The sequence below is a fragment of the Pseudomonas rustica genome (genome assembly GCF_049959085.1).
GTDB classification, from domain to species: Bacteria; Pseudomonadota; Gammaproteobacteria; order Pseudomonadales; family Pseudomonadaceae; genus Aquipseudomonas; species Aquipseudomonas rustica.
Genome location: NZ_CP188200.1, coordinates 2539782 through 2563698 on the forward strand (window position 1 = coordinate 2539782; position 23917 = coordinate 2563698).

The 23917-nt window shown below is 59.1% G+C and carries 20 protein-coding genes and 3 pseudogenes; 6 read left to right on the plus strand and 17 right to left on the minus strand.

Annotation, left to right across the window (positions count from 1 at the left end; translation table 11 throughout):
- Positions 1-7: 7 nt before the first annotated feature.
- The 11 genes and pseudogenes from ACP3TY_RS11600 to rfaH form a co-directional block, all read right to left on the minus strand.
- The gene (locus ACP3TY_RS11600; protein ID WP_159811782.1) at positions 8-961 is read right to left on the minus strand and encodes a glycosyltransferase family 2 protein; all 954 of its coding nucleotides are present in this window, start codon (positions 959-961) and stop codon (positions 8-10) included.
- Positions 962-978: 17 nt separating this feature from the next.
- Complete coding sequence (locus tag ACP3TY_RS11605; protein ID WP_282351745.1) at positions 979-2292, minus strand: O-antigen ligase family protein; 1314 nt, start codon at positions 2290-2292, stop codon at positions 979-981.
- The gene (locus tag ACP3TY_RS11610) at positions 2289-3401 is read right to left on the minus strand and encodes a glycosyltransferase (protein WP_053120167.1); all 1113 of its coding nucleotides are present in this window, start codon (positions 3399-3401) and stop codon (positions 2289-2291) included. Before ACP3TY_RS11610 ends, ACP3TY_RS11605 begins: the two co-directional genes overlap by 4 nt.
- Entirely contained in the window at positions 3398-4480 is a 1083-nt protein-coding gene (locus tag ACP3TY_RS11615; protein WP_426620022.1) for a glycosyltransferase, read from the minus strand. The genes ACP3TY_RS11610 and ACP3TY_RS11615 overlap by 4 nt, the downstream gene beginning before the upstream one ends.
- Before the next feature lie 2 nt (positions 4481-4482).
- On the minus strand, positions 4483-5187 hold the full coding sequence (locus ACP3TY_RS11620) for a WecB/TagA/CpsF family glycosyltransferase (RefSeq protein ID WP_426620023.1): 705 nt from the start codon (positions 5185-5187) through the stop codon (positions 4483-4485).
- A gap of 13 nt (positions 5188-5200) precedes the next feature.
- On the minus strand, positions 5201-6541 hold the full coding sequence (locus ACP3TY_RS11625; RefSeq protein WP_426620024.1) for a UDP-glucose dehydrogenase family protein: 1341 nt from the start codon (positions 6539-6541) through the stop codon (positions 5201-5203).
- 69 nt (positions 6542-6610) lie between these two features.
- Positions 6611-8002, minus strand: coding sequence for an undecaprenyl-phosphate glucose phosphotransferase (locus tag ACP3TY_RS11630; protein WP_426620025.1), 1392 nt, complete (start codon positions 8000-8002; stop codon positions 6611-6613).
- 145 nt (positions 8003-8147) lie between these two features.
- Complete coding sequence (locus ACP3TY_RS11635) at positions 8148-10460, minus strand: GumC family protein (RefSeq protein WP_426620026.1); 2313 nt, start codon at positions 10458-10460, stop codon at positions 8148-8150.
- Positions 10461-10462: 2 nt separating this feature from the next.
- Positions 10463-10995, minus strand: a pseudogene (locus ACP3TY_RS11640) (polysaccharide biosynthesis/export family protein).
- Positions 10996-11007: 12 nt separating this feature from the next.
- Entirely contained in the window at positions 11008-12168 is a 1161-nt protein-coding gene (locus ACP3TY_RS11645) for an outer membrane beta-barrel protein (protein WP_426620027.1), read from the minus strand.
- Between the two features lie 37 nt (positions 12169-12205).
- Entirely contained in the window at positions 12206-12739 is a 534-nt protein-coding gene (gene rfaH, locus ACP3TY_RS11650; protein WP_426620464.1) for a transcription/translation regulatory transformer protein RfaH, read from the minus strand.
- A gap of 604 nt (positions 12740-13343) precedes the next feature.
- Between rfaH and ACP3TY_RS11655 the strand changes: the two genes are divergently transcribed.
- Positions 13344-14321 carry an NAD-dependent epimerase/dehydratase family protein gene (locus ACP3TY_RS11655; protein WP_426620028.1) on the plus strand — a complete coding sequence of 326 codons (978 nt, stop codon included), beginning with the start codon at positions 13344-13346 and terminating at the stop codon, positions 14319-14321.
- Between the two features lie 75 nt (positions 14322-14396).
- On the opposite strand, the gene ACP3TY_RS11660 is transcribed toward ACP3TY_RS11655, so the two are convergent.
- The 3 genes and pseudogenes from ACP3TY_RS11660 to ACP3TY_RS11670 form a co-directional block, all read right to left on the minus strand.
- Positions 14397-14843 (minus strand): potassium channel family protein, encoded by a 447-nt coding sequence (locus ACP3TY_RS11660; RefSeq protein ID WP_426620029.1) that lies wholly within the window; start codon positions 14841-14843, stop codon positions 14397-14399.
- On the minus strand, positions 14837-15889 hold the full coding sequence (locus ACP3TY_RS11665) for a DUF2955 domain-containing protein (RefSeq protein ID WP_426620030.1): 1053 nt from the start codon (positions 15887-15889) through the stop codon (positions 14837-14839). The genes ACP3TY_RS11660 and ACP3TY_RS11665 overlap by 7 nt, the downstream gene beginning before the upstream one ends.
- A pseudogene (locus ACP3TY_RS11670) lies at positions 15879-16469 on the minus strand (HlyD family secretion protein); the annotation flags it as partial. The gene ACP3TY_RS11665 and the pseudogene ACP3TY_RS11670, both read right to left, overlap by 11 nt.
- 15 nt (positions 16470-16484) lie before the next feature.
- Here ACP3TY_RS11670 and ACP3TY_RS11675 point away from each other — a divergent pair.
- Positions 16485-16925, plus strand: a pseudogene (locus ACP3TY_RS11675) (DJ-1/PfpI family protein); the annotation flags it as partial.
- Positions 16926-16988: 63 nt separating this feature from the next.
- Here the strand turns inward: ACP3TY_RS11675 and ACP3TY_RS11680 are convergent.
- Positions 16989-18122 carry an aminotransferase class V-fold PLP-dependent enzyme gene (locus ACP3TY_RS11680; RefSeq protein ID WP_426620031.1) on the minus strand — a complete coding sequence of 378 codons (1134 nt, stop codon included), beginning with the start codon at positions 18120-18122 and terminating at the stop codon, positions 16989-16991.
- Between the two features lie 192 nt (positions 18123-18314).
- Between ACP3TY_RS11680 and ACP3TY_RS11685 the strand changes: the two genes are divergently transcribed.
- Complete coding sequence (locus ACP3TY_RS11685; protein WP_426620032.1) at positions 18315-18941, plus strand: dTMP kinase; 627 nt, start codon at positions 18315-18317, stop codon at positions 18939-18941.
- Here the strand turns inward: ACP3TY_RS11685 and ACP3TY_RS11690 are convergent.
- Positions 18908-19036: a DUF2256 domain-containing protein gene (locus ACP3TY_RS11690; RefSeq protein WP_159811761.1), complete on the minus strand. Its 129-nt coding sequence runs from the start codon at positions 19034-19036 to the stop codon at positions 18908-18910. The genes ACP3TY_RS11685 and ACP3TY_RS11690 overlap by 34 nt on opposite strands.
- The gene (locus ACP3TY_RS11695; RefSeq protein ID WP_426620033.1) at positions 19033-20571 is read right to left on the minus strand and encodes a cryptochrome/photolyase family protein; all 1539 of its coding nucleotides are present in this window, start codon (positions 20569-20571) and stop codon (positions 19033-19035) included. The genes ACP3TY_RS11690 and ACP3TY_RS11695 overlap by 4 nt, the downstream gene beginning before the upstream one ends.
- 243 nt (positions 20572-20814) lie before the next feature.
- Between ACP3TY_RS11695 and ACP3TY_RS11700 the strand changes: the two genes are divergently transcribed.
- The 3 genes from ACP3TY_RS11700 (at position 20815) to ACP3TY_RS11710 (ending at position 23913) form a co-directional block, all read left to right on the plus strand.
- Positions 20815-21063: a CsbD family protein gene (locus tag ACP3TY_RS11700; RefSeq protein ID WP_053120194.1), complete on the plus strand. Its 249-nt coding sequence runs from the start codon at positions 20815-20817 to the stop codon at positions 21061-21063.
- 87 nt (positions 21064-21150) lie between these two features.
- Complete coding sequence (locus ACP3TY_RS11705; protein ID WP_426620034.1) at positions 21151-22266, plus strand: Rieske 2Fe-2S domain-containing protein; 1116 nt, start codon at positions 21151-21153, stop codon at positions 22264-22266.
- Between the two features lie 75 nt (positions 22267-22341).
- Positions 22342-23913, plus strand: a complete 1572-nt coding sequence (locus ACP3TY_RS11710; RefSeq protein ID WP_426620035.1) for a gamma-glutamyltransferase family protein — start codon at positions 22342-22344, stop codon at positions 23911-23913.
- Positions 23914-23917: the final 4 nt, after the last annotated feature.

Consider the following 23917-nt stretch of genomic DNA (forward strand, 5'->3'; position numbering starts at 1 on the left):
TACCGGTTCAATGAGCGGCGGTTGAAACCGTTGGCTTGCGCAATGTTTTGGCGCGGGCGTAGAGGTAGCGCAACGTCGGCTTACCGTGGTCGAAGATCAGGGTTTGCCAGGAATGCCGGAACATGCGCTGGTACACGTCGATCACTTCGACATGCTCGCCGCCTCGGGAAAATGTATTGAGAAAGTCGGTGTGGTTGCCCAGCACGAAGTCGATCTGTTGCTGCTTGCTCAGCTGTGCGGCGTAACGGGCGAGGTAAACCTCAATGAAACGGATCTTGTTCTGGTAGTACTTTTTCGGTTGCGCGGTCATGTTGCCGCTGTTGATCGAACGCTCCAGCAACACCTGCGGCACCGTGTGGATTTCCCAGTTTTCCGCGATTCGTGTCCACATGAAGCGGTCTTCGCTGTAACGCAGGCCAGCATCGAAACCGCCGAGCTGCATGATCACATCGCGCTTGACCAGGGCGGCGGACACGCCATTAACGACATTGGCGTGAATGAAATCGTAGAAGTGCATGCCGTTCTTCAGGCGGTTGTCCATCTGCCGCCGGCCGTCGCTGTAATTGACCTGCACGTAGCAGTCGATCAGCCCCACCGGTCGGCCCTGACGGGTGAGTTCGTCATACAGGGCCAGTTGCAGCTCCAGCTTTTGCGGACGCCATTGGTCGTCGGCATCCAGCATCGCCACAAACGTCTCCTGGCTGTGGCGCATGCCGTGGTTTCGCGCGCTGGACTGGCCTTCGTTGGCTTGTTGCAGCAACGTCAGGCGAAACGGCGCTTTGAAATCCCTGACCCGTTGCGGGCCGTCATCGGTGGAGCCGTCATCGATGACGATGACGTGATCGGGCAGGCGGGTCTGGTCGGCCAGGGATGCCAGCGTTTGCTCGATACTGGCGGCGCCGTTGTACATCGGGATAACCACGCACACGGAATGCGCTGAACGGAGGGCTGGGTTGGGCACGGTTGTTTCTCCTGCTGTTACGCCTTGGCTGAATCACGCGGAAATACGGCGCCAGCGCGAGGCTGACGCAGGGTGGCCGGTGATGACTCGGGGAATGTCGCTGGGTGACGCCGAAAGGACAGAGCGAGGGTGCAGAACACCAGGAACTCGGCGGATCGATAGTTGGGGATCACGTACGCCACGTAATTGGTGACGGCGAACAAACCGATGATCACCAGCGCGCTGGCGCGAAACTGCGCGGCCTGATTCGCCGTCACGGCGCGGTATTGTTTGAGCAGCGCTTCGCCCAGCAGCAACACCAGTGCCGCCAACTGAATCAAACCGCCGTTGAGCAGGGTTTCCATGTAGCCGCTGTGGGCGTTGCCGATGTAACCCCAACGCGTGATGAACGCGTCGGCATCAGGACTGGCCCAGAACGCGCCGTAGCCATAACCCTTGAGCCATTGCTGGTCGACATACGGCGCAAGCAGTTCCCAGATCAACGTGCGGTCAGTCAGTGAGGGATCGCGACCGGCCACCTCCAGCAGCCATGCAATGTGGTTGTACAGCAGCAGGCAAAACAGCATGAACACCAAGGTGCAACCGAGGAACAGCCACTGCGAGCGATTGATACGCAAGCGGATCAGGGTGAGGAAGTAGCCGTAGCTCGCCGTGCCGCAAATGATCAACGCCACGCCGGTGGCCGACTGCGCGAGCAGGATGGCGATCAGCGAAAAAAACGAGCAGAACAGCGCCCAGCGGTTGCCTTTGCGGATCATCGGCAGCAACAGCAGGATGGCGATCGCGTTGAGCCGTGCGCCGGCGTTCTTCTCGGCAAAAATCCCTTTGAATGCGCCGTCGCGGATCCCCCCGGACAGGAACGCGACGCTTGGCATGACCACGGCGAGTATCAAGCCGATCAACGCCGCCACGCCGATGGCACAGCCGAGCATGAAAGTGATTTTTTCCAGTGGGTAGTTGTAGGCGATGAAACCGGCAAAAAACACCACGCTGAGCATCGCGACGACGCGCTTGAGGCTCAGCATCGGGTCGTAAGACCAACCGATTGAGGCGATCACCGTGAGCAGGAACAGCAGCAGAAAGACGTTGCTGCGATAAAAGGTTTTGCTCAGGAAGACCTTGTTGCGGATGAAGAAGAACAGCGGCACCAAAAGCGTGATGAGACCGCAGACCTGGTTGGCGACGCTGCCCTCGAGGTCGCGATCGACATCGCCGAAATTGAACCCGCCACCGAGGCCGAAGATAAAGGTGAGCACCTGGATGTAAAACAGCACACCGAACAGGGTGAAGCCATCCCGCAGCGTCGAATATCTGATCGCCAGTGTGTTCACGGTGATGGACTCCCCAGCAACGCATCGAGGTAGGACTGCACCGCTTTGGCATTCATGAATCGGGCGGCCGCCTGAAGGCGCAGATGACGTTGAAAATGGCGGGGGGTGGCGAGTTGCAGGGCAATCGCTTGCGCCAATGCCGGCGGGTCGTCGACGTCGACAAGCGGCGCAACCAGACCACCGATCAAAATGTCCTGAGGCCCATGGGGGCAGCGCGTCGCCACCACCGGAGTGCCCGTCGACAACGCTTCAACCAGCGCGTTGGGGCTGCCTTCGAAGCGGGACGACAGCACAAAACAATCGGCCGCCGCGACTTCAGCCAAAGGGTCGATGGTGTAACCGGGGAGGTCGACGCGATCGGCGACGCCCAACGTGCAGGCCAAATCAACCAATCGCGACTTGAGCGCGCCTTCACCAAAAATGATCAAACGCACACGGCTGTCCGGCAACGCGGCGAACGCTCGGATCAGGGTGTCGAAACCTTTTTGCGGCGCCAGGCGTCCGACGGCGACGACTACTGGGCCGGACTTTTCCCGCAACCATTGATGGCTGGGCCGCGCCGGTGTCTTCTCGCGAAAGTCGTTGTCGAGCACCGGGTTGTCGGCAGTGGTCACGTCCTGGTGCCGCGCAATGGTGGTTTCGACCAGATCCAGCGCGACACCGCGCGAGACGCAGATCACCGGGTTGGGTATCAGCCGATACAGCAGCGGAGCCAACAGATAAGCGACGCGCACCATGAAAGCGGGGTTGACGTGTTTGTCATGGGAAAAGGCATTGCGTTCGCTGACGTGCAAACGTGCGAGCGTGCCGGACAGTGCAGCCGCAGCGATCGCCACGACGTTGACGTGAGTGAGGGCCGCCAGTTGTGCATCAAAGCGATTGCGCCGAAGAAATCGCGCGAGTGCCGGCACCGCACGCACGCTGCGCGGGCTGTGCAATTCAACTTTTTTCACGCGTGGGTCGAGGTGCGCGGCGTTGACGCCACCGCCGGTGAGCATCAGCAACGTCACGTCGTTACCGGCGTCGACCAGCGCACCGGCCAGTCGCGTCATCATTTTCTCGGCACCGCCGGCGCCGAGGTCGTGCAGGATAATCAGCAATTTTTTCATTGGTTCCACACCTGGTAATAGGCCTGCGCGGCGTGCTGACTGGTGTACGGGCGGATGGCGTCAGTGATCATGGTTTCGCTGGGCGCGAGATCATCCCGCGCTGTCAGGCTTCGGAGCATTCCATCGGCCAGTGCCGGTACGTCGTTGACCTTGACCAAAAGGCCCAGTCGGCCGTCGTCGAGCAGTTCTCTGGGGCCTGTCTGGCAGTCGCAGGCAAGTACTGGCGTGCCCAGCGCCAAGGCCTCGATCAGTACGGTCGGCATGCCTTCATGCAGGGAACTCAGGATGAACAGGCGCGCGTGTCGGAGCAGGGGGTAGGGGTTGTGCAAATAACCGGTGAAGTGCACCCGGTGCGCGACGCCCAGACGCTGGGCCTGCGCCGCTAACGCAGCGCGCAAGTGGCCGTCTCCGGCGATCACCAGATCCGGCAGCACCCGGCGGTGCAATGCCAAAGCGTAGGCATCGAGCAACAGGTGAAACCCTTTTTGCTCGGTCAGTCGACCCAGCGCCAACCAAAAATCGCCGGGTAATCCTGCAGGCAGCGGCGCCTGTGCGGCTTGAAACAGTTGCTCGCTGATGACCGCGTTGGGGCAATAGCTCACGCGCTGCTGACCCCAAGGCAGCAAGTCGACAAGAGACTGGCGCAGCACCGTGGAAACCGTCACCACTTTTCCGCTGCCGCACAGGTACAAGGCATAGAGCAGGCGCAGGCTTGAAGGGCCGGTTTTCTGCTCGGTGCTGTCCAGCGTCACGTGCCGGCTATAGATGACTTTGCAGGCACTGCCCAGGGTGGCGAACCAGGTGCAGACGTTGGCCTGTTCCTTGGCGGAAATAAGATGAGTGACGTTCTCGCGATGAATCAGTCGGCGCAACAGGATGATCGAGCGGATCAACCCGGCGATGCCGCTGCCACCACCGTTGTGGTGACGCTGATCGCCTTCAGTGTCCGGCGTCTCACCGTTCATGACAAAGAAGCTCACCCGCTGGCCATCCTTGAGAAACTGCTCGGACAACCGTCGCTGGACGCGCTCGACGCCACCGCCCAACTTGAAATCCTTGAGGATAAACAGGATGTGCATGGTCATTCCCCAACGCTGATGGCGACTTTGTGCCGGGCCAGCATCGCCAGCAGCTGCACAAAATTGCTGGGGTAATCGATGAGGTAGCGCTTGATCGTGTGGGGCTCGCGGTACATGCGATAAAACGCGCGCAGGTGCAGGCGATTGATCAGTGCCGGGTAGTACTGCCGCGTCGCCAACGCTTCCTGACGAATGAACCCGCCGCAGGTGAAAGCCACCCCGCGAAAGCCTGCCTGCAACGCATCCTGCTCGAACTGTTCCTGCAGTCCGGCGCCGAGGCCGACGATCAGGATGTCCGCTTCGCTGCGACAGATATCAGCCCTTATGCCTTCGGCCTGTTCGGCGTTGAAATAGCCGTGGTGATAACCGGCGATGACCAGTTGCGGATAGAGGCTTCTGATCTTGAGGATGAACAGATCCAGCTCGGCTTGCCGGGCACCGACGAAATACACACGCTTGCCCAGTTGTTCGGCACCGCTGAGCACGCGGTCGGCAATCGAGGTGAAGTCAAAACTGACCCGGCCGATCGTCCTGCCGGTCACGCGCGACATGAATGTCGACATGAGCATGCCGTCGCAAAAATAGGTAATGGTGCCCGGGTTCTGCTCGAAAACGCTGCCGATGGAGGCGAAATTGATGAAGGAATACGCCTGGTTGGCGTCCAGTAAGCGCGGTGAGTAATGCCCGACCAATTCCAGTTTGAACATGGCGTGGCTCCTTTCAGATGACTGAAGGGGTTGGCCGCCCCACGGATACGTAGGTGAAGCCGCGCTTACTCAAACGCTGCGGATCGAACAGATTGCGCCCGTCGAAAATCAACGGTTGCTTGAGCTGCTGAGCGATTCGGTCGAAGTCCGGCGCGCGAAACGCTTGCCACTCGGTGACGATGATCAGCGCGTCGGCATTTTTCAGCGCAGCTTCCTTGGTGCCCGCCAGCGTCAGGTCATCGCGCGCGCCGTAAATGCGCTGGGCCTCTTCCATGGCTTTCGGATCAAAAGCCTGGACGTTGGCGCCGGCCTGCCACAACGCCTCCATCAACACGCGGCTGGGCGCTTCGCGCATGTCGTCGGTATTGGGCTTGAAGCTCAACCCCCACAGGGCAAAGGTCTTGCCGCGCAGGTGACCGTCGAAGTGGTTGAACACCTTGCTGTACAGGCTGGCTTTCTGCTCTTGGTTGCGTGACTCCACTGCCTTGAGCAGCCGAGCGTCAATGTCGACACTGGTCGCGGCATGGATCAGTGCCTTCACGTCTTTGGGAAAACACGAGCCGCCGTAGCCGAGGCCGGGATAGATAAACTGATAACCGATGCGGGGGTCGGCGCCGATGCCGTGGCGCACTTTCTCGATGTCTGCACCGAGCTTTTCCGCCAGGCAGGCCATTTCGTTCATGAAACTGATCTTGGTCGCGAGCATGCAATTGGCGGCGTACTTGGTCAGTTCCGCACTGCGCACGTCCATGACGATGATTTTTTCGCGGCTGCGATTGAACGGCTCATACAGTTCGCGCATGACCTCTTCGGCACGCGGGCTATCGGTGCCGACGATGATTCGGTCGGGGCGCATGCAGTCTTCGACCGCGCAGCCTTCCTTGAGAAATTCAGGATTGGAAACCACGTCGAACGTCAGATCGCCGCGATCATGGTCGGCCAGCACCTGCTCGACACACTCACGCACCCGGTCGCCCGTGCCCACCGGCACCGTGGATTTGTTGACGATGATGAGGTGACGATCCATGTTCAGCGCGACGGTTTGCGCCACGCTCAGCACGTATTTGAGGTCGGCCGATCCGTCCTCGTCTGGCGGTGTGCCGACGGCGATCAACAGCACATCACCGTGCTGTACGGCTGCGGCCAGATCCGTGCCGAAGCGCAGTCGGCCACTTTGGTAGTTGTCGCGCACCAAGGTTTTCAGGCCCGGCTCGTAGATGGGCAGCGTGCCTTCTTTCAGCGCCTCCACCCTGGCAACATCGACGTCGACGCAGAGCACGTTGTGCCCCACCTCGGCCAGTGCAGCGCCTTGAACAAGGCCCACGTAACCAATACCGAATACGCTCACATTCATGGTCAAACCTCAGGTCGTTTGATGGGTGTCAACGCAGGGGCAGGGGGGGCTGAAGCGCTCGGGCAGCGGTCAGTAGATGTTTTTCGAAAACAACGTGAAGGGGGTTTTGAGGAGGATTTTCAGGTCGAGCCACAGCGACCATTGGTTGATGTAGTTGAGGTCTTGAGCGACGCGCAGCTGCATCTTTTCCACCGTCTCGGTTTCGCCGCGATGCCCCGTAATTTGGGCCAACCCGGTGATGCCCGGCTTGAGACGATGACGGGCCATGTAGGCGCGCACCTTGCCGGTGTAATAAAGGTTGTGGGTGACGGCATGCGGGCGCGGGCCAACCAGCGCCATCTGGCCGCAGACGACATTGAACAGCTGGGGCAACTCGTCGATGGAGGTGCTGCGCAGGAAGTGCCCGATTGACGTCAGTCGGTCATCGTTACGGGTGGCCTGACGCACCTCGCGGTCGTCGTGGACGCGCATCGACCGAAACTTCCAGACCTTGATCACTTCACCGTTGCAACCGTGGCGGTTTTGCTTGAACAGCACCGGGCCCGGCGAGGTCAGTTTGACGGCGGCCGCCACGCCCAACAGCAGCGGGCTGAGCAGAGCAATTGCCAGCGTGGCCAGGCTGCGTTCCAACAGATCCTTGCAAAGCAGGCTGGCAGGGTGCGAGCTGATCAGGCTTTCATTGAGGTAAATGGCGGGCATTCGCTCGATTTCCGAGATCGAATGGTTGAGGAGCATCATGCTGCCAAAATCAGGTATCCATACGACGTCGACATTCATGTCCAGCAGGTCGATGTAGAGCGCTTCAATGGTCGCGGCATGGGCCAGGGTCAGCACGATATACACGCGGCGCACTTCCCGGCGCGTGATGATTTCGCGGATCGCATTGACGTGGCCGAGCAGCGGCAAAATGCTCGGCGCCGGGCCGCTGTCATCGGCTGCGGCGATGAAGCCCAGCACCAATGCGCGGTTCGGTCTGGAGAGTTTCTTCGCCAGCTCATGGGCGGTCGGGCAGGTGCCGATGATCACTGCGCGACGCCCGTTGCACACCCTGCGCGAGTGCAGCCTGGCGAAGTAATGCAGCGGCAGAAAACTCAACGCCTGCACCACGAAACCCAGCACCGCCCAAATCATGATCACCTGGCGCGAATAAATCGCACTGGTCTGGGTGCTGAAGGCAATCGCGGCGAGCACGGCCAGCAGGATCAACCAGCCAGCCAGCAACCTGCCGAGTCCGACCAGCAGGCCATGGCGCTTGTGGTAGACCTGCATCACGCTGTAAATCGGCACTGAACCGAGCACGGTCAGAATGATCAGGACGCGGTATTCGCTGGTCAGACTGCCGACGCGCCAATACACCAGCAGCATCAGCAGCGAGGTGGCCAGCGCCAGCGCACAGGCCCACTGGCCCCAGAACGTCAGGCCGCGGCGGTGCGTCATATGAGCGGTATAGAGCGGCGTCATGGGCTTAACCTCAGGCAACAGTTATCCATCAGCGCTGATCGGGCAGACACGAGGTCTCTTCCGCAGGCTGTTCCGTGGTCAGGCAGAGGTGACGCGAATAAGTGATGGCGAAACGGGGCGTAGCGGCAGGCGTGTCAGCCCGCAATTATCTGGGCGCGAAGTCGTAGTCGTAGAACGCCCGGGAGTGGTGATAGCCGTACTTGCGTGCCTTGCGCAGATCCACCTGGTTGAGGACGGAGCCAAACACCGGCACCTGACTCTGCTGCAACATGGCGATTCCCCGCTGTACCTGGCTGACTGGCGTGCTGTCGGCCTTGACCACGTAGATCACGGCATCCGAATGCTTGGCCAGCAGCAACGCGTCGCTGATCATCTCGGCAGGTGGAGAATCGATAATGATGTGGCGATACCGCGACCGCAGCACCTCCAGCATCCGCGCCATGCGCGGCGAGCTGAGCAAATCCTGCGGTGGTGGCTGCAGCGCCGGGTTGAGCGCAGCGGCAGGGGATGGCAAGCGCGGCGCCGCGAGCATGTCCAGCGCAGGCGGGAGGACTTTTCCGGCCGGCAACATGTCCAGATTGCCCACCGAAACAATGCAGTCTTCAAGTCTGGCGGTGCCAGCTATGACGTTCGCCAGTCCCGGGCTGTCCGGTGGGAAATCAAAGTTCAGCGAGAGGGTGGGCTGACGCATGTCGGCGTCGATCAACAGCACACGCTCGAGCGACGTCAGGGAACTGGCCAGATTGGTGGCGATGGTGCTCTTACCTTCACCGGCAACCGTCGACGTCACCAGAACAACCTGCGAAGGCATTTCACTGCTTTGCAGCATTAGCCAGGTGCGCAGATTACGGATGGTCTCGGAAAAGCGCGGGTTGTCGTTGTCGGCAAACAAGCGTGCCAGTTGCCGGCGGGTTTTCTTGGTCACCAACGGCACGACGCTGAGCAACGGAATGTTCAGCATGCTCTCGATCGACTCGTCGGTTTTGAAGGTGTTGCTCAGACTGTCGAACAGCAGCGCCAACGCGACACCGATCACAGCCGCGATCAAACCGACGATGGCGACGATCAGCGTTTTACGCGGTTTGCTCGCGTCGACTGGAACGATGGCCGGGTCGACGATGCGGACTTTTGTCGAGTCCATGTCGGCGGTGGCAGTGGTTTCTTTCAAGCGGGTGACGAAGGTTTCATAGAGCGCTCGTGAGCTGTCGACCTCGCGCTGGAACTCGCGCAACTGAAACTCTTTGCGCGCGATGTCCTGAATTTGCGCCTTGTTGCTGTTAAAGGATTGGCGCAGTGACGCCTCGCTGGCCGTGGCGAGTTGGTATTGCCGCTCGATCCCGGCCACCACTTGTTGTACCTGTAATTGCAGGCTGGTGGTCGCGGTACGCAGTTCGGATTGCGCCGAGAGCAGGCTCGGATGTTTGGGGCCGTAGCGTCCCGCCAGTTCATCAACCTTGGCCTGGGCGAGGGCGCGATCCGCCTGGAATTTCTGTACCAACGGATTGCTCAAGACCGCCGGCACGCTGGACAGTCGGCTCAGATCGCCATTGCCCAACGCCTTCGCCTGGCGGTACTCGCTTTCCGCTTCTGCGCGGTTACGCCGGGCATCAACCATGCGATTACCGGTCATTTCCAGTTCATTGGCGCTGATGGTGGCCACCCCGCCAACGTCGACCAGACCTTGCTCTTCGCGATAGCCCTGAAGCTTTTTCTCGGCAGCACGCAAATTGTCGCGCAGCTTGACCAGCCGGGTGTTCATCCAGGCGGTGGTGGTTTGCGACGACTTCTCGCTGGTGTCGAGCTGGCTGTCGGTAAAACCCTGAGCCAGCGCATTGGCTGCCGCTGCTGCCAGAGCGGGATCGGGCATCTCGACCTCGATCTCGAGCAATTGGCTCTTGCCGACGAACTTGACGCTGGTGTGCAGCATGAGGTTTTGCGTGACCTCATTGAAGGCGTCTTCTTCAGTCGGTGCCTCGTTGGGCGGCAAAAAGCGGCTCCAGCCCGGGATCCATTGGTCAAGGTCAAGCCCGCCCAGCCAATCGCGCGGCGTAAACCAGGGCTTCGGTTGCTGACGCGGGTCGGTGATCGGGTTGGTGGTCAGGCCGAGTTTTTTCACCGCGCGCTCGGCTAGATCGCGCGATTGCAGCAGCGCTTGTTGGGTCTGCAGATAGTCAGTGGCGTTGCCGCTGGAATCCTTGACCTGCTGGAAGGACATCAGCGGCGGCGTTTTATCGTTGAACAGCAGGGTGGTGCTGCCGATGTATTGCGGGGTGATGGTGGAAACCACCGCGGCCGCGAGCAGCGCGCTGAGCACAACCCCCCAGCCGATGGCCCATTTGGCGCGCCAGATGACCCTCCAGAGTTTGAGAAGATCCAGGGTGTCCTTGTCTTCGCTGTACTGCTGATGCAGATGCGCTTGGAGAGGACGTTCGACGTAGGTGCTAGGGCTGTTGTCCATGATTAGAAAAAGCCTTGTGCAATGGAAATGGTGTCGCCGGGAGCAATCGTGGTGTTTCGCGTACGTTATCGGTGAGGGTCGAGCCACCGTCGCCGCGCATGATGGTCACGCGCTTGATCGAGGCCCGCTCGGTCAGGCCGCCGCCCAACGCGATGGCTTTCTCCAGTGTCAGGCCCGGTACGAAGGGGTAGCTGCCGGGTTTTTGCACTTCGCCATTGATGTAGAAAGCCCGGTATTCAATCTGGCTCAGGCTGACTTTCGGATCGATCAGGTAACCCTGTTTGAGCCCGTCCACGATGATTTTTTCAACCTGGCCCGGGGTCAGTCCTTTGGCGGAAATCTCGCCCAGAAACGGATAGGAAAAGGTGCCCGCATCGCTGAGGCGGATCTTTTTGAGGCTCAACTCCGGCTCACCGAACACAATGATGCGCAAGACATCGCCGGCAGCCAGTTTGTATTGAGTGCCCGGATCCGCAGCAAAAACGGAGGGTACGAACGCCAGCGCAAACAAAAAGAAAAGACCGTGCCTGTTCATGTCGATACCCTCTTAAAGGCTGACGTTGAAGCTGATCTGAAACACGTTGCGGGTGAAGCTTTCATCGTCGGCATCGGAATCGTTGTCGCGATATCGATAGCCGAGTTCGATGTCCAGCCATCGGCGCATCGCGTACACCACCGCCAGGTTGTAGTCCTGAAAGTTGTCGGTGCGGCTTTGGCCTTCGTAGACATAACGGCCGATCCCGGCCTGCGCCACCGTGGTGATCCGTTCCGTCCAGCCATGACGCCAACCGACCTGGGTGAACGTCGACTTCACTGCCTCCGCGCCATCGTCACCCTCGGCGAGTGCCTGGCGGGCGACAAAGGTAAACGTTGAATAAGTGCGCGGTTTCCATTGCAAATCCACCTGCCAGGTGGGGTTGTCGAGGTCTTTGGACTCGCTATTGTCGAAGTTCTTTTTTTCATAGCCCACACGCACTTTGCCGGTCGTGCGTGCCGTGAAATCCCAGACGGCACCGGCCAGTACGGCGTCGGAGTTACTGCTGCGCGGACTGTCGGCTTGCAGGTAATCAAAATGGGTGTGGTCATATTCCAGCAAGCCTCGGGTGTTACTACCGATACGGTGGTACCAGGTGCTGGTGAGTGCGGTGGTATTGCGTTCTTTGTCGTCGTTGATGCCGTCGCCATTGTCGTAACGAAGTTCGGCGTAATTGGCCCCGACATCGATCTGATTGTCCGCGCTCTTGGCGCCAAAGGTATAAAGCCCGCCGACGCGTTTGTTGTTGAGCTTATCGTTGATGCCTTCCACCGCCGTCGATTCGGTGCGCTCCCATTTGCGGTATTCCGCTTCGAGCTTCAGGCGATGGCGATCGGTGAACTCCATGACACTTTCCGCGCGCACGCGCTGTGCGGTGTTCGAGGCATCCGACTCGTCGTGATAAATGTAGCGAGTGGGCTGCCAGATCAATCGTGTGGCGCTGTTGCGATCTTCGGCCTTGAGTTCGAAGGTGGGCGCCAACTTGGTGATCATTGAGGACTTGTTGTTGTTTTCCACTTCGCGAAAGTTGTCGTCGTAACTTTCCGAGAACAGGAAAGATGGCGTGAAGTCGAACCCGTACACATCAATGGCTTGTGGATTAATGCTCCAGGCCATTCCGGGATAGAGAGAGGCCATAATCAGTGCGACAGGGCATCGTGACTTCAAGGCCATGTTTAAGCTCCTGAGCAAAGGCAGAAAAGACACGTCATCAGGGGTAGGGCTGAAAGGCGCGCGGTTGACGCCCGATAACGCTGCGTGGCAAGCAGACCGATTGCTCCCGGTTGAGAAACTGCAGAAGCAGCATCACGCGGTCGTTGCCGTGTAAAGCGAGGAAGACAGCCTCGAGTGGCGATAGCGGGCCACTGATGATTTGCAAAGGCTCGCCGGGCCGCAGGGCCTCGTCTGTCGCCATCTCCGACGCCAGGCAACGTCCACGCAGATGCTCGATGACGTGCTCTGCCACCGTCGCAGGATCATTATTGAATTCGACAACTCGACTGACGCCACGCGTGGAACGCAAGGGTGCCCAGTTGTCATTTCGACTGAGCTGGATAAACAAATATCCGGGGAACAGTGATTCCGACACCCGCTGTCGTTTCCCGCGAATAACGCGCTCACGGACGAGCCGGGGGTGGTAAACCACGTAATTCTGCTGAAGCAGATTCAGGTGGGCACGTTCATCCTGACGGGGTTTGCATTGCAACAAGTACCAATTAGGTCGATCCGGGCTGGTGACTGGCATGCTGGTAAACTCTGGAATGATCGAAAGTTTAAGCAGGCAGGCGCTCAATTGAGGGCGATGAAGAGACCATTGGCAAAAGATTGTTTTTATGATGTAACGCGAGAAGTGTTTCATTAATGAATCAATTAACGAGTCATTAAGGTGCATAGCGGATGAGTGTGACGCTATTGTGTGCGGTGTAGCAGGTATTGGGTCTAGCCCAACTTCTTTAGAGACAAAGCTACCGCACGGTCTGCATATTGCAGTACAGGGAAGGTGTCGCTAAGTCGTTGTCTCTATAATGCCGTTTGTCGAGTCAATATAAACTCGCGCCTTATACAGCGAGACCTCGGTAGTTATCGGCCAGTCTGTGCAATCTGTCAAACGTTAGCAGTCAAAAAACTCGCCATTTGTCAAATGGCGAGCTCGTTCGATCATAGGCTGTTGAATCTATTATTTATTTTTTTCTGGCATATCGAACAAAATTTTCTGTGTTTAAGGGGCGCGGCTATTGGAAGAATGCGATAGCTGGTTTCCCATAGTTGGGGATCAATATAAAGTCTGGACGTCATTTCCCTAACGACGTTATAACTAATCGTCTACCAGATTGATGGGAGCAGGGACTATGACCGTTCTTGTGACAGGTGCTGCGGGCTTCATCGGATATCACACGGTCAAACGATTGTCTCTGGAGGGCCATACAGTAATAGGCATCGATAACCTCAATGACTATTACAGCGTGGCGCTTAAACAGGCACGGCTCAACGAGTTGACCGACGTAAAAGGATTCCGTTTCCAAACGATGGATATTGTTGATAAACCGGCCTTGATGGCGCTGTTCGAGGAGGAAGGTTTTAGCGAGGTTATCCACCTCGCCGCACAGGCAGGTGTTCGTTACTCCCTGGATAATCCGGATGTGTATGGGCAATCGAATCTGGTGGGGTTTTTGAATGTACTGGAAGCCTGCCGACACTATCCGCCCGCGCATCTGATCTACGCGTCGAGCAGTTCCGTTTACGGTGCCAACAGCAATTTACCCTACCGGGTCGATGACGCAGTGGAACTGCCGGTTTCCCTGTATGCCGCGACCAAGCGCGCCAACGAGTTGCTTGCCGCCAGCTACTGCCATCTCTACGGCCTGAAGGCCAGCGGACTGCGGTTTTTTACCGTTTACGGGCCTTGGGGACGACCGGACATGGCGCTGTTCAAATTCACCGAAGCGATCCTCGGCGGCCTGCCGATTGATATTTACAACCATGGCCAGATGGCGCGGGACTTCACCTACGTCGATGACATTGTCGAAAGCATCGCCCGACTGTGTCCAAAGCCGCCGTTGCCAGCCAAGGACGCCGCGGGCGTCAACCGGATTTTCAATATCGGGCGCGGCAGCCCGGTCGCGTTGCTGGACTTTGTTGATTGCCTGGAGAGGGCCTTGGGCAGAAAAGCTCAGCGCAACTTTTTGCCGATGCAGGCGGGCGATGTCGTCAAGACCTGGGCTGACGTTTCGGCGCTGGCCGAGTGGATCGGCTTTTCTCCGCAGGTGGAAGTCGAGGCGGGCGTGGGGGAGTTCGTCAGGTGGTATCGCCAGTTTTATCAGGTTTGAGTCTTGGCGGTGATGCTGTTCATTAGCGGTCGTACGCTTAATGCAGCGACTGCTCTTCGAGGCAGGCGCAATGTTTCAAGGCGAACGCTCCGGTTCGCCAGTCGCGTTATGTTTGATGATGTCCATGACGGCAGCGGTCATGATTGCCGTGGAAACACCGAACATAAGAATGCCATTAGCCGCCTCCAGCGGGCTGAGCAAGCGCCATTGCGGGCTCAGAACCACATCGCCATAGCCCAACGTGGAGAAGGTCACGCCGGAAAAATACAGCGCGCTGGTGAAGTCTTTGAACTCGCCTAGCAGCAGGAACAGCAAGGCCCACAGGGCCATTTGCACATAGTTGCCGATGAGCATCACCACCATGACCATCGACAACAAACGCACGTCATCTGTCTTGGAGTGGCACGCCTTCATCTTGCGCCGCTGCGACGCATAACGCCGCGCACACAGGGCCAGGAACACCGCCTGCAAAACCACGCAGAGCACGATCACCGGCAGGCCCACGAGGAAATTGATCAGCATGTGCGATCCTCTGTAGAGGTTGGGTTAGAGGCGTTGCGACGTCGCCGGCGATTATCAAGCAGATAAACCATCGCACAGGCATACAGCGTGACCAGAATGAACAGCCCCATGCGGATCGCGAAGGCGGTATAGACATCCTTGCCGGCGGCGCTGTCCTGCACCGACTGGCCGAGCAGAATGATCATGGTCATCAGGCTGTTGAGCCAGAAACCCGGCGTGTAGCGGCCAGGGCTCAGCCCATAGAGTTTTCGGGCCACTAGCAGCCCGAACAGCAGCATCCACAGGAAGAACATCCACAGATTGACGAACAGGCCCAGGGCGAACCAGAAGATAATCGCCAGCAGGCCGCCGAGCAGGGTTGAGCCGAGCAGTTCCCGCCCGGCAGATCGCGCGCTGGTAACGGTGCTCTGTTGGCCGAGGTTGACCGACTTCATGATGATCGGCATGTAGCTGGCCGGATCGATCAGCGCCAACAGGAAGGCAGGCATCACCACCAGCGCGGCGCGCAACGCCAGCCAGTTGACCTCATCTGCCGACAGGGTCGGTGCGGGGGCGGGTGGTCGTGTATCGATGGGATCCGGGAACAGCCAGTGGCTGATCGACACCGCCGTGAGCGCCAGCAGCATGCCTTTGACCAACGAGACCACCACCTGCAGGGCCAGATCGAAGTCGGTGGCGCCGGCCGCGCTGATCATCGTCAAGCCAACCACCATGAAGGTGGCGACCAGCGCGCTGCCGCCTCGCATGCCATAGCGGAACACCAGAAACAGGCCCAGGCAAACCAGCATCACGCCGACCGCCGCGTAATACTGCAACAACGGTATCAGCAGCAAGCCGCTGCCGGTGGTGATCATCAGCACCAGGGCCAGGCCCAGGCTGGCCTTGAACGGCAGCGGTCGGTTCATCGCCGCCAGGATCGTCAGCGCCAGCATCGGTGCGATAAAAGGGATAGGCAGGGCCAGACCGAAGCTTGCGGCCAGGCAAAGCGCCGTGCCCGTGGCCAGGCGCAGGGCACGCCGGGCGCGGATCTGTTGCTCAGTAGGCATACGACATCCAGCTCATCACACGCAGAAACAGGCGACCGAGAACGTTCAGCGGATTGCCCTCGTTGGGAAACGCCATCACCTCGGCCTGGCCACCGACACGGATGCCACTGATATCGCTCAACTGGCCTGGCTCAAGCTCAATGATCACCGGAAAGCGCTGGGCCGGGCGCAGCCAGTCACGGCTGTTCTGCACCGTGGGCAAGGTGCCGGCTGGCGTGCTCTGACCCGTACTGACGCCATATCCGACGCTGCGCACATGGCCTTCGAATACGCTGCCGGGCAGTGCGTCCAGCACGATGCGCACCGGGGTGCCGGGCCTTACCTGCCCGAGGTTGTTCTCCGTCATATCCGCCGAGACCCACGCGTCGTGGATGGCGATCAAGGTCATCAAGGGCGCTCCAGCGGTGGCGAACTGGCCGACATCGGTGCGCAGGTCGGTGACCAGACCGTTGGAGCGGGCCCGCACGACGCTGTTGGCCAGATCCAGTTCTGCCTTGTCCACCGTGGCGATTGCGCTGAGCAACAGCGCATTTTTTTCGTCGCCGCCCCCTTGGGTTTCGCGCCGATTGCTAACTGTCGCAAATCATTGAAATCCAAGTCGCAGGGAGGGTTGGCTGTAACGGTCAAGAGCAGTTTGCAACATTGCCTGGACTGGACGCCCGACGTTGTCGTCTTCATTGGAGGCATGGCCTGGGAGCGATCAGACGCTCCGGACATTCGAAACTTTCTTCGTACCAGTCGCTCAAGTGGCGCAACAATTGCCGGTATCTGTGGGGGAACGTTGGCACTAGCGAGGGCTGGCCTTCTCGACACCGTTCCTCATACCTCGAACAGTGCCGATTTTTTGCAACAGAATGCCGTGGATTATGAAGCGAGCACCCTTTATAGAAACAGTCCGGTAGCTGTGGTGGCAGACCGAATCATAACGGCTCCCGGCCCTGCACCCATTTGCTTCACCTGCGCAGTGTTCGAAAGCGCCGGACTGTCCTCAGAGATTGTTTCTCAGTTCAGATCAATGTTGGCAGCGGAACATTGATGACCACTTCGGCCGGGTAATCGAAAGTCTGCAGTGGGCAGGCTTCGCGAGGCCGATGAAGTCTCAATCAACCATCACCTCATCCAGCGCCTGCTCAAGCGTGCTCACCGTACGCTCGATATTGTGCAGCTTCTCCAGCCCGAACAACCCGATGCGGAAGGTCTGGAAGTCGGCCGGCTCGTCGCATTGCAACGGCACGCCGGCGGCGATCTGCAGACCGTGGTTGGCAAATTTCTTGCCGTTTTTGATGTCGGCATCATCGGTGTAGCTCACCACCACACCTGGGGCCTGAAAGCCTTCAGCGGCCACGCTTTTGAAGCCTTTGCCGGTCAACATCGCGCGTACCCGATCGCCCAGAGCCTGTTGCTCGTCGCGAATCTTGGCGAAACCATAGGCCTGGGTTTCTTTCATCACGTCGTTAAACCGCGCGAGGGAATCGCTGGGCATGGTCGCGTGGTAGGCGTGGCCGCCCTGTTCGTAGGCTTGCATGATTTGCAGCCACTTTTTCAGGTCGCAGGCAAAGCTGCTGCTTTGCGTGTGTTCGATGCGCTCGAGGGCCAAAGGGCTGAACATCACCAGCGCGCAGCAAGGGGAGGCGCTCCAGCCTTTCTGTGGGGCGCTGATCAGCAGGTCGACGGCGCATTTGTGCATATCAACCCAAAGCGTGCCCGAGGCGATGCAGTCCAGCACGAACAGACCACCCACCGCATGTACGGCATCGCCGACGGCCCGCAGGTACTCGTCGGGCAGGATAATCCCGGAGGACGTTTCAACGTGGGGAGCGAAGACAATCCTCGGCTTTTGCGCGGCGATCGCTGCCAGCACTTCGTCCAGCGGCGGCGGGGTGTAGGCAGCCTGGTGACCGGCATCGACGGGGCGAGCTTTCAGCACCGTGGTGGCCGCCGGGATGTTGCCCATCTCAAGGATCTGGCTCCAGCGATAACTGAACCAGCCATTGCGTATCACCAGGCATTGCTGACCGGTCGCAAACTGCCGCGCCACCGCTTCCATACCAAAGGTGCCGCTGCCCGGCACCACGGCAACGCCTTGGGCGTTGTAGACCTGCTTGAGGGTCTGGGAAATGTTCTTCATCACCGCTTGAAAGGACTGCGACATGTGGTTCAGCGAGCGGTCGGTGTAGACCACGGAGTACTCGACCAACCCCTCGGGATCGATACTGGGATAGAGCTTCGACATGGCGTGATTCCTTTGGCAGAGATGTCAGTGGGTTCGACCGTGCCTCAAGTGTTGGCAAATGACAAGATTGCAGAGATTGAAATGCAGCTTCGGGTCAGGCAAAGAAGTGTAGGCAAGGTACAGCTATGAGCTGATTGAATGTCATCAATACGGTTAAAGTGCCCTCCAATATCTCAACACGCCGTGTGAACGATGAATCCCGCGCTGTTTATTTCTCTCGATGGCCCCAAAGGCACCGGCAAAACCACACTGTTGGAAGCCGTGACGGCAGCCCTGAGGGCCGACAACAAGAAAGTCATTCGCCTGTGCGAGAGAAAAAACGATCCCGACAGGGCTGGCACCATGGCCCTCGTCAATCAACTCGCAAGAGACCCATCCACAGATCTGGAGTGGGCTATTTGTCAGCGTCTGGCGGATAGCCGCAGCTGGATTTCACAGCATGTGCTGCCCAAGCAACCGCTGGACAGCATCATCCTGATCGACCGTTGGTACCCGTCAGACGCGGCGTTTCGCCGAACCGTCCCGTTTGCAGAGATTCTCCAACTGAACATGACGCGAGACGTGCGCGTGCCGGATCTGCATGTCGGCGTCGTGACCGATCCTGATATTTCCTGGGCGAGGGCGGCGGCACGCTCCCGGGGGTTGGGCAGCACGGTGATCCACAAGCGCGAAGAACACGTGGCGTGTACCGAGGCGTTCGCGCGCGCGGTGACGGATCAGGGTTGGGTGTTGTGCCGCAATGAAGGCACGATTGAAGAGGCCGTGGCGCAGGTGGTTGGCGAGATCTATCGGGTTCTTCGGCAGCGCTCCGAGCAGTAGCGTACTTGCTCCCAGCAGCGCGCCCATTTCTTTCTCCAAGTGAACGGAAGGCCGCAGGTCACGCAGGTTTTGACGGGCAGCTCGCTCTTTTTCACACCGACTCACCGTGATCCAGTTTGGCGAGCAGGAACTGCCCGCGTTGCCACAGCGCCTGCTGCTTGGCTTCAGGCATGCGGTCGAGGTTTTTATAGAGCATGCTCATGCGCTGATTGCCACGCAGAAGGTCGCCGTGGCGCATGAGGAAGTGCCAATACAAAGAATTGAAAGGGCAGGCGTCGTCGGTGGTGCTTTCGCTGACTTTGTAGGCGCAGTCACGACAATAGTCAGACATGCGCTTGATGTACTGGCCACTCGCGCAATAGGGTTTTGAACCCAGATAACCACCATCGGCGTGCATGACCATGCCCAGCGTATTGGGCAGTTCCACCCAGTCGAAGGCATCCATGTAGATCGCCAGATACCAGTCGCATATCTGGCTGGGTGCGATACCCGCGAGCAGGGCGAAATTGCCGGTGACCATCAGCCTTTGGATGTGGTGCGCGTAGGCATGTTCCAGGCTTTGACCGATGGCCTGGCGCATGCAGTTCATCTGCGTTTTGCCTGTCCAGTAAAACTCTGGAAGCGCGCGGGTGTTGCCGAAGACATTGCCTTGCGCGTAGTCGGGCATCTTCAGCCAGTAGACGCCATGGACGTACTCGCGCCAGCCGATCAGTTGCCGAATAAAACCTTCAGCCGCGTTGAGCGGAATGCCGCCCGACCAATAGACTGATTCGACATCGCTGCAAATCTGCCGAAGATCCAGCAGACCAATATTGAGCGCCGCGCTGATCCGCGCATGGAACAGAAAGGGTTCGTTGCTGGCCATGGCGTCTTGATAATCGCCGAACGCGGCCAGCCCCCAATCGAGAAAGTACTCCCACAATGCCTGTGCGTCGGCGTGCGTCACCGGGTAGTCGAACGTCTCGAGCGCGCCGTAGTGGCTGGCGAAGTGTTCGGCCACCAACGCAAGCACCTCTTGGGTGATGGCGTCGGGTTTGAAGCGCACGGGAGGAGGGGGCCGCACGCCCTTGGGCAAGGCTTTGCGATTGTCGGCGTCGAAGTTCCAGGCGCCTCCGACCGGGCTGCCGTCACCGTTGAGTAACAGCCTGCTTTTGCGGCGCATCTCACGGTAAAAGAACTCCATGCGCAGTTGCTTTTTGCCCTGCGCCCAGTCGGAAAATTCGTTACGTGTGCAAAGAAAGCGAGCATCGCTATGCCACTTGATGGGCAAGCCGCAATCCTTGATCGATTGCTCCAGGCGCCAGTCACCGCACTCTGTCAGGTGAATCTCACTGGGATTAAGCAGTGCGTGCCAGCGCTGTAATTCGTTCGGCACCGATCCGCTGTTGTCCGGATCCGTCAGCGTGACGTAGTGCACGCGAACGCCACGCTGACGCAAAGCCTCGGCGAAATGCCGCATGGCACTGAAGATCAGCACGATTTTTTGTGGATGGTGGGGGACATGGCTGGCTTCCTCCATCACCTCGACCAGCAGCACGGCATCGTGATCCTGATCGAGGCCTTGCAGGGAGGCGAGGTCGAAAGATAATTGGTCGCCCAAGACCAGGCACAAGCGCCGCGTCGCATTCATCAATCGGAATCCGTTAAGTTCGAGGTCATCGCCAGGCCGGCAATAAGTTATACAAGAGTAGTCTTCTGTATAGGTTTTTGCGAGTTTAGGCGGACGTCAGCAAACAGTGGTTTTCGGCTGCTGAAGCTCATTTCGATGGAACCAATCACCACGCCCGTTCCCCTAATGCTGTGCAGATAGCCTCTCGGCACACGCTCAGGTCGATTCTGAACTCTCCACTTACAGACGAAGGTTTGATGAATTATGAAAAGTGAACAAGTTGAAGGCGTTGCAGAAAAACTTGCTGGCAAGGCGCAGAGCGCAGTCGGGAAATTGATCGGTGATTCAAGGCTGGACGCTGAAGGCGCTGCACGTCAGGCCTCGGGCCAACTGACCAAAACCTACGGCGACACGTTGGACAACGTCTCGACGTTTGTTAAAGAAAAACCAGTGGCTGCACTGGCCATCGGCGCGGCAGTGCTGCTGTTGGTCAACCGCTTTCTGCGTCGTTGAATCACGAAAGGCAGACATAGCGGCTCTTCGGAGCCGCTTTCGTTTTATGATCTCAGCTAACCGAATTGACGGAATCACCCGCGCCCCATGCTCACGAACCTCTGGTATGTCGTTCTGCCCTCGTCGCAATTGATTGAAGGATTGATGCCGGTGCAATTGCTCGGGCAACCGTTTGTGGCGTTCCGTGATGAGGCGGGCGTCGCGCATGTGCTTTCAGATGTGTGCGTGCATCGCGGCGGTTCGCTGTCGGCCGGCAGCAAGGTTGGCAACAGCGTGCAGTGTCCGTATCACGGCTGGCGGTTTGGTGCGGATGGCGTCTGCACGCACATACCCGCGCAGCCAGACCAGCGGATTCCGGCGAAGGCTCGCGTCGACGCCTATCCAACGCTGGAACGCTATGGCTGGATCTGGGCGTTTTTAGGTGATCTTCCAGAAGCGGAACGTCCGCCTCTACCAACGCTCGACTGGATCGACGATCCGGCCATTCGGGTGGTCAGTGGTCATTTCGATTGGCAGGCCAGTTGGGATCGGATTATCGAAAACGGCCTCGATTTCGCCCACGCTCCCTTTGTGCATGGTTCAACCTTCGGCGATCCGGATCATCCCGAGATTGAAGCGTTCGATGTGGAAAGCGATGCGTGGAGCGGCAGCGCACAAATGCTCATGCGCAGGCCCGCGCGCAAAGGGCTGTTGAGACGCAAATCTTCCACCGAGTTTGTCAGTGTGGTCACTGTTCCGGGTTTTCATTTGTCCGGCCCGTGTACAACGCTGGAGCTCGAATTACCCAATGGCTGGCGGATCTACATCGTCTCGGCGCACGTGCCGATTGACGCCAACCGCACGCGAACTTGGTGGATGATGGGCAGAACATTCCTGCGCTCACGGCTGCTGGATCGCCGGTTCATTGCCAGCAACATTCGTATCTTCGAACAGGATCACGCCGTGCTGAAAAACGTACGACCCGAGCGCGTGCCGGACTCCTTTCAGCAAGAGGTCTCGTTGAAATCCGACGCGCTGCAAATCGCCTTCCGCAAAGACGTGCAGGCACTGGAACAGCGTGGCTGGCGCATTGATGAAGAACGTCTCGCTCGAATATTTACCGGGCGCAAGGCTTGTGCGGTACCGAGCCCCGAGCGTCGTCAAATCCGCGCCCGGGCAATTGAACCGATCCCGCTGGTGGACGTTACCTACGAGCAGGAATAGCGGCTCCTGAAGGCATACATCTTGCTTTGCTAGCAATCAACATAACGATCACTAGCAAAGAGAGAGCCCGCCACCATGATCGCAACCTCCAGCCGTGCGGTGATCTGTACGCCTCATGCCGATGCCAGCGCCGCCGGCCTGCGTATTCTCGACGCGGGCGGCACGGCCATTGACGCCATGCTCGCCGCCAGTGCGATGCTCGCTGCGGTTTTTCCGCACATGACCGGTCTGGGCGGCGATGCCCTATGGATGATCCACGACAGTCAGGTGCGCACCATCGTGGGGATTGGCCAGGCCGGGCAACGTTTGCCCGAGGGCGGAATCATCACCGTGCGCGGCCCAGCGTCGGTTGCCAGCACGGCGGGCGCGATGGCCAGTTGGCAGACGGCGGCGAACATCAGTCGGCATGAATGGGGCTCGCGGCTCGGCTGGGCTGATCTGTTAAGTGACGCCGCGAGCGTGGCCGATGCCGGTGTGCAGGTGTCGCGCTCGCAGCTGTTCTGGCAAACCCTGCGCCAACCTCTGATCGAGCAATTGCAGGATCTGCATCGTCTGTGCAAACACGAAGGGCATTGGTTACGCGAGGGCGATACGTTGCGCCAGCCCGAGTTGGCCAACACCCTGCGGCATCTGGCGAAACACGGCGTCAAGGATTTCTACCACGGCGAACTGGCCGAGGCGTTCGGAGCCGCGTTCGATCGCTTGGGTTGCGGTTTGACGGCGGCCGATCTGGCGGCAACTCGCGCACCCGAAGTCGCACCGATTTCGGTACGTTATCGCGATGGTCGGCTCTACAACGTCGCGCCACCAAGTCAAGGTTTGTACACGCTGCAAGCCATGGCCGCGCTGCAACACAAACCGCTGGCGGACGTCGGTAATGGCAGCGCGCTTTACTATCACTATCTCGTCGAAGCGATCAAACAGGGCCTGCTGCGACGCAATGCGCAGTTGTGCGATCCGCTGAGCCAGCCGTGGGATTTCGCCGCCAGTCTTGAAGATGCGCAGATTAAAGCTTATGCCGATGCCATCGACGATCAGCGCGCGGCGCCGTGGAACGAGCCGGGACGCCCGGCCGATACCATCTGGATGGCCGCGACCGATGCGCAGGGCCGTACGGCTTGCCTGATCCAGAGCCTGTTCCATGACTTCGGGTCGGGCTGCATCCTCGGTGACACCGGCGTGTTGTGGCAAAACCGCGCGGCCGGATTTAACGCCAATCCCCAACACGTCAACGGCTGGGCACCGGGCAAGCGTCCGGCGCACACGCTCAACCCGTCCTGCTATCTGGCTGACGATGGTCGCCGCTGGTTCTTCGGCACGCAGGGTGGCGATGGTCAACCGCAAACGCAGATGGTGCTGGCGACGCAACTGATCGACTATCAACAACCGATTGATCAGGCGTTGCACGCGCCGCGTTTTCTGTTGGGTCGCAGCTTTTTCGACAGCACGGACAACCTCAAACTCGAAGGCGATATGGCTGTGACCACGATTGAAGGCCTCGGCATGTTGGGCCATGAGGTGGAAATCATTCCAGTGCGCAGCCCCATGACCGGCCACGCCGGGATTATTGCGATTGACGCCGAGGGTCGGCGCAGCGCCATGCACGATCCACGGGGGGAGGGCACCGGGCTCGGTCAACCGGACTGATCCT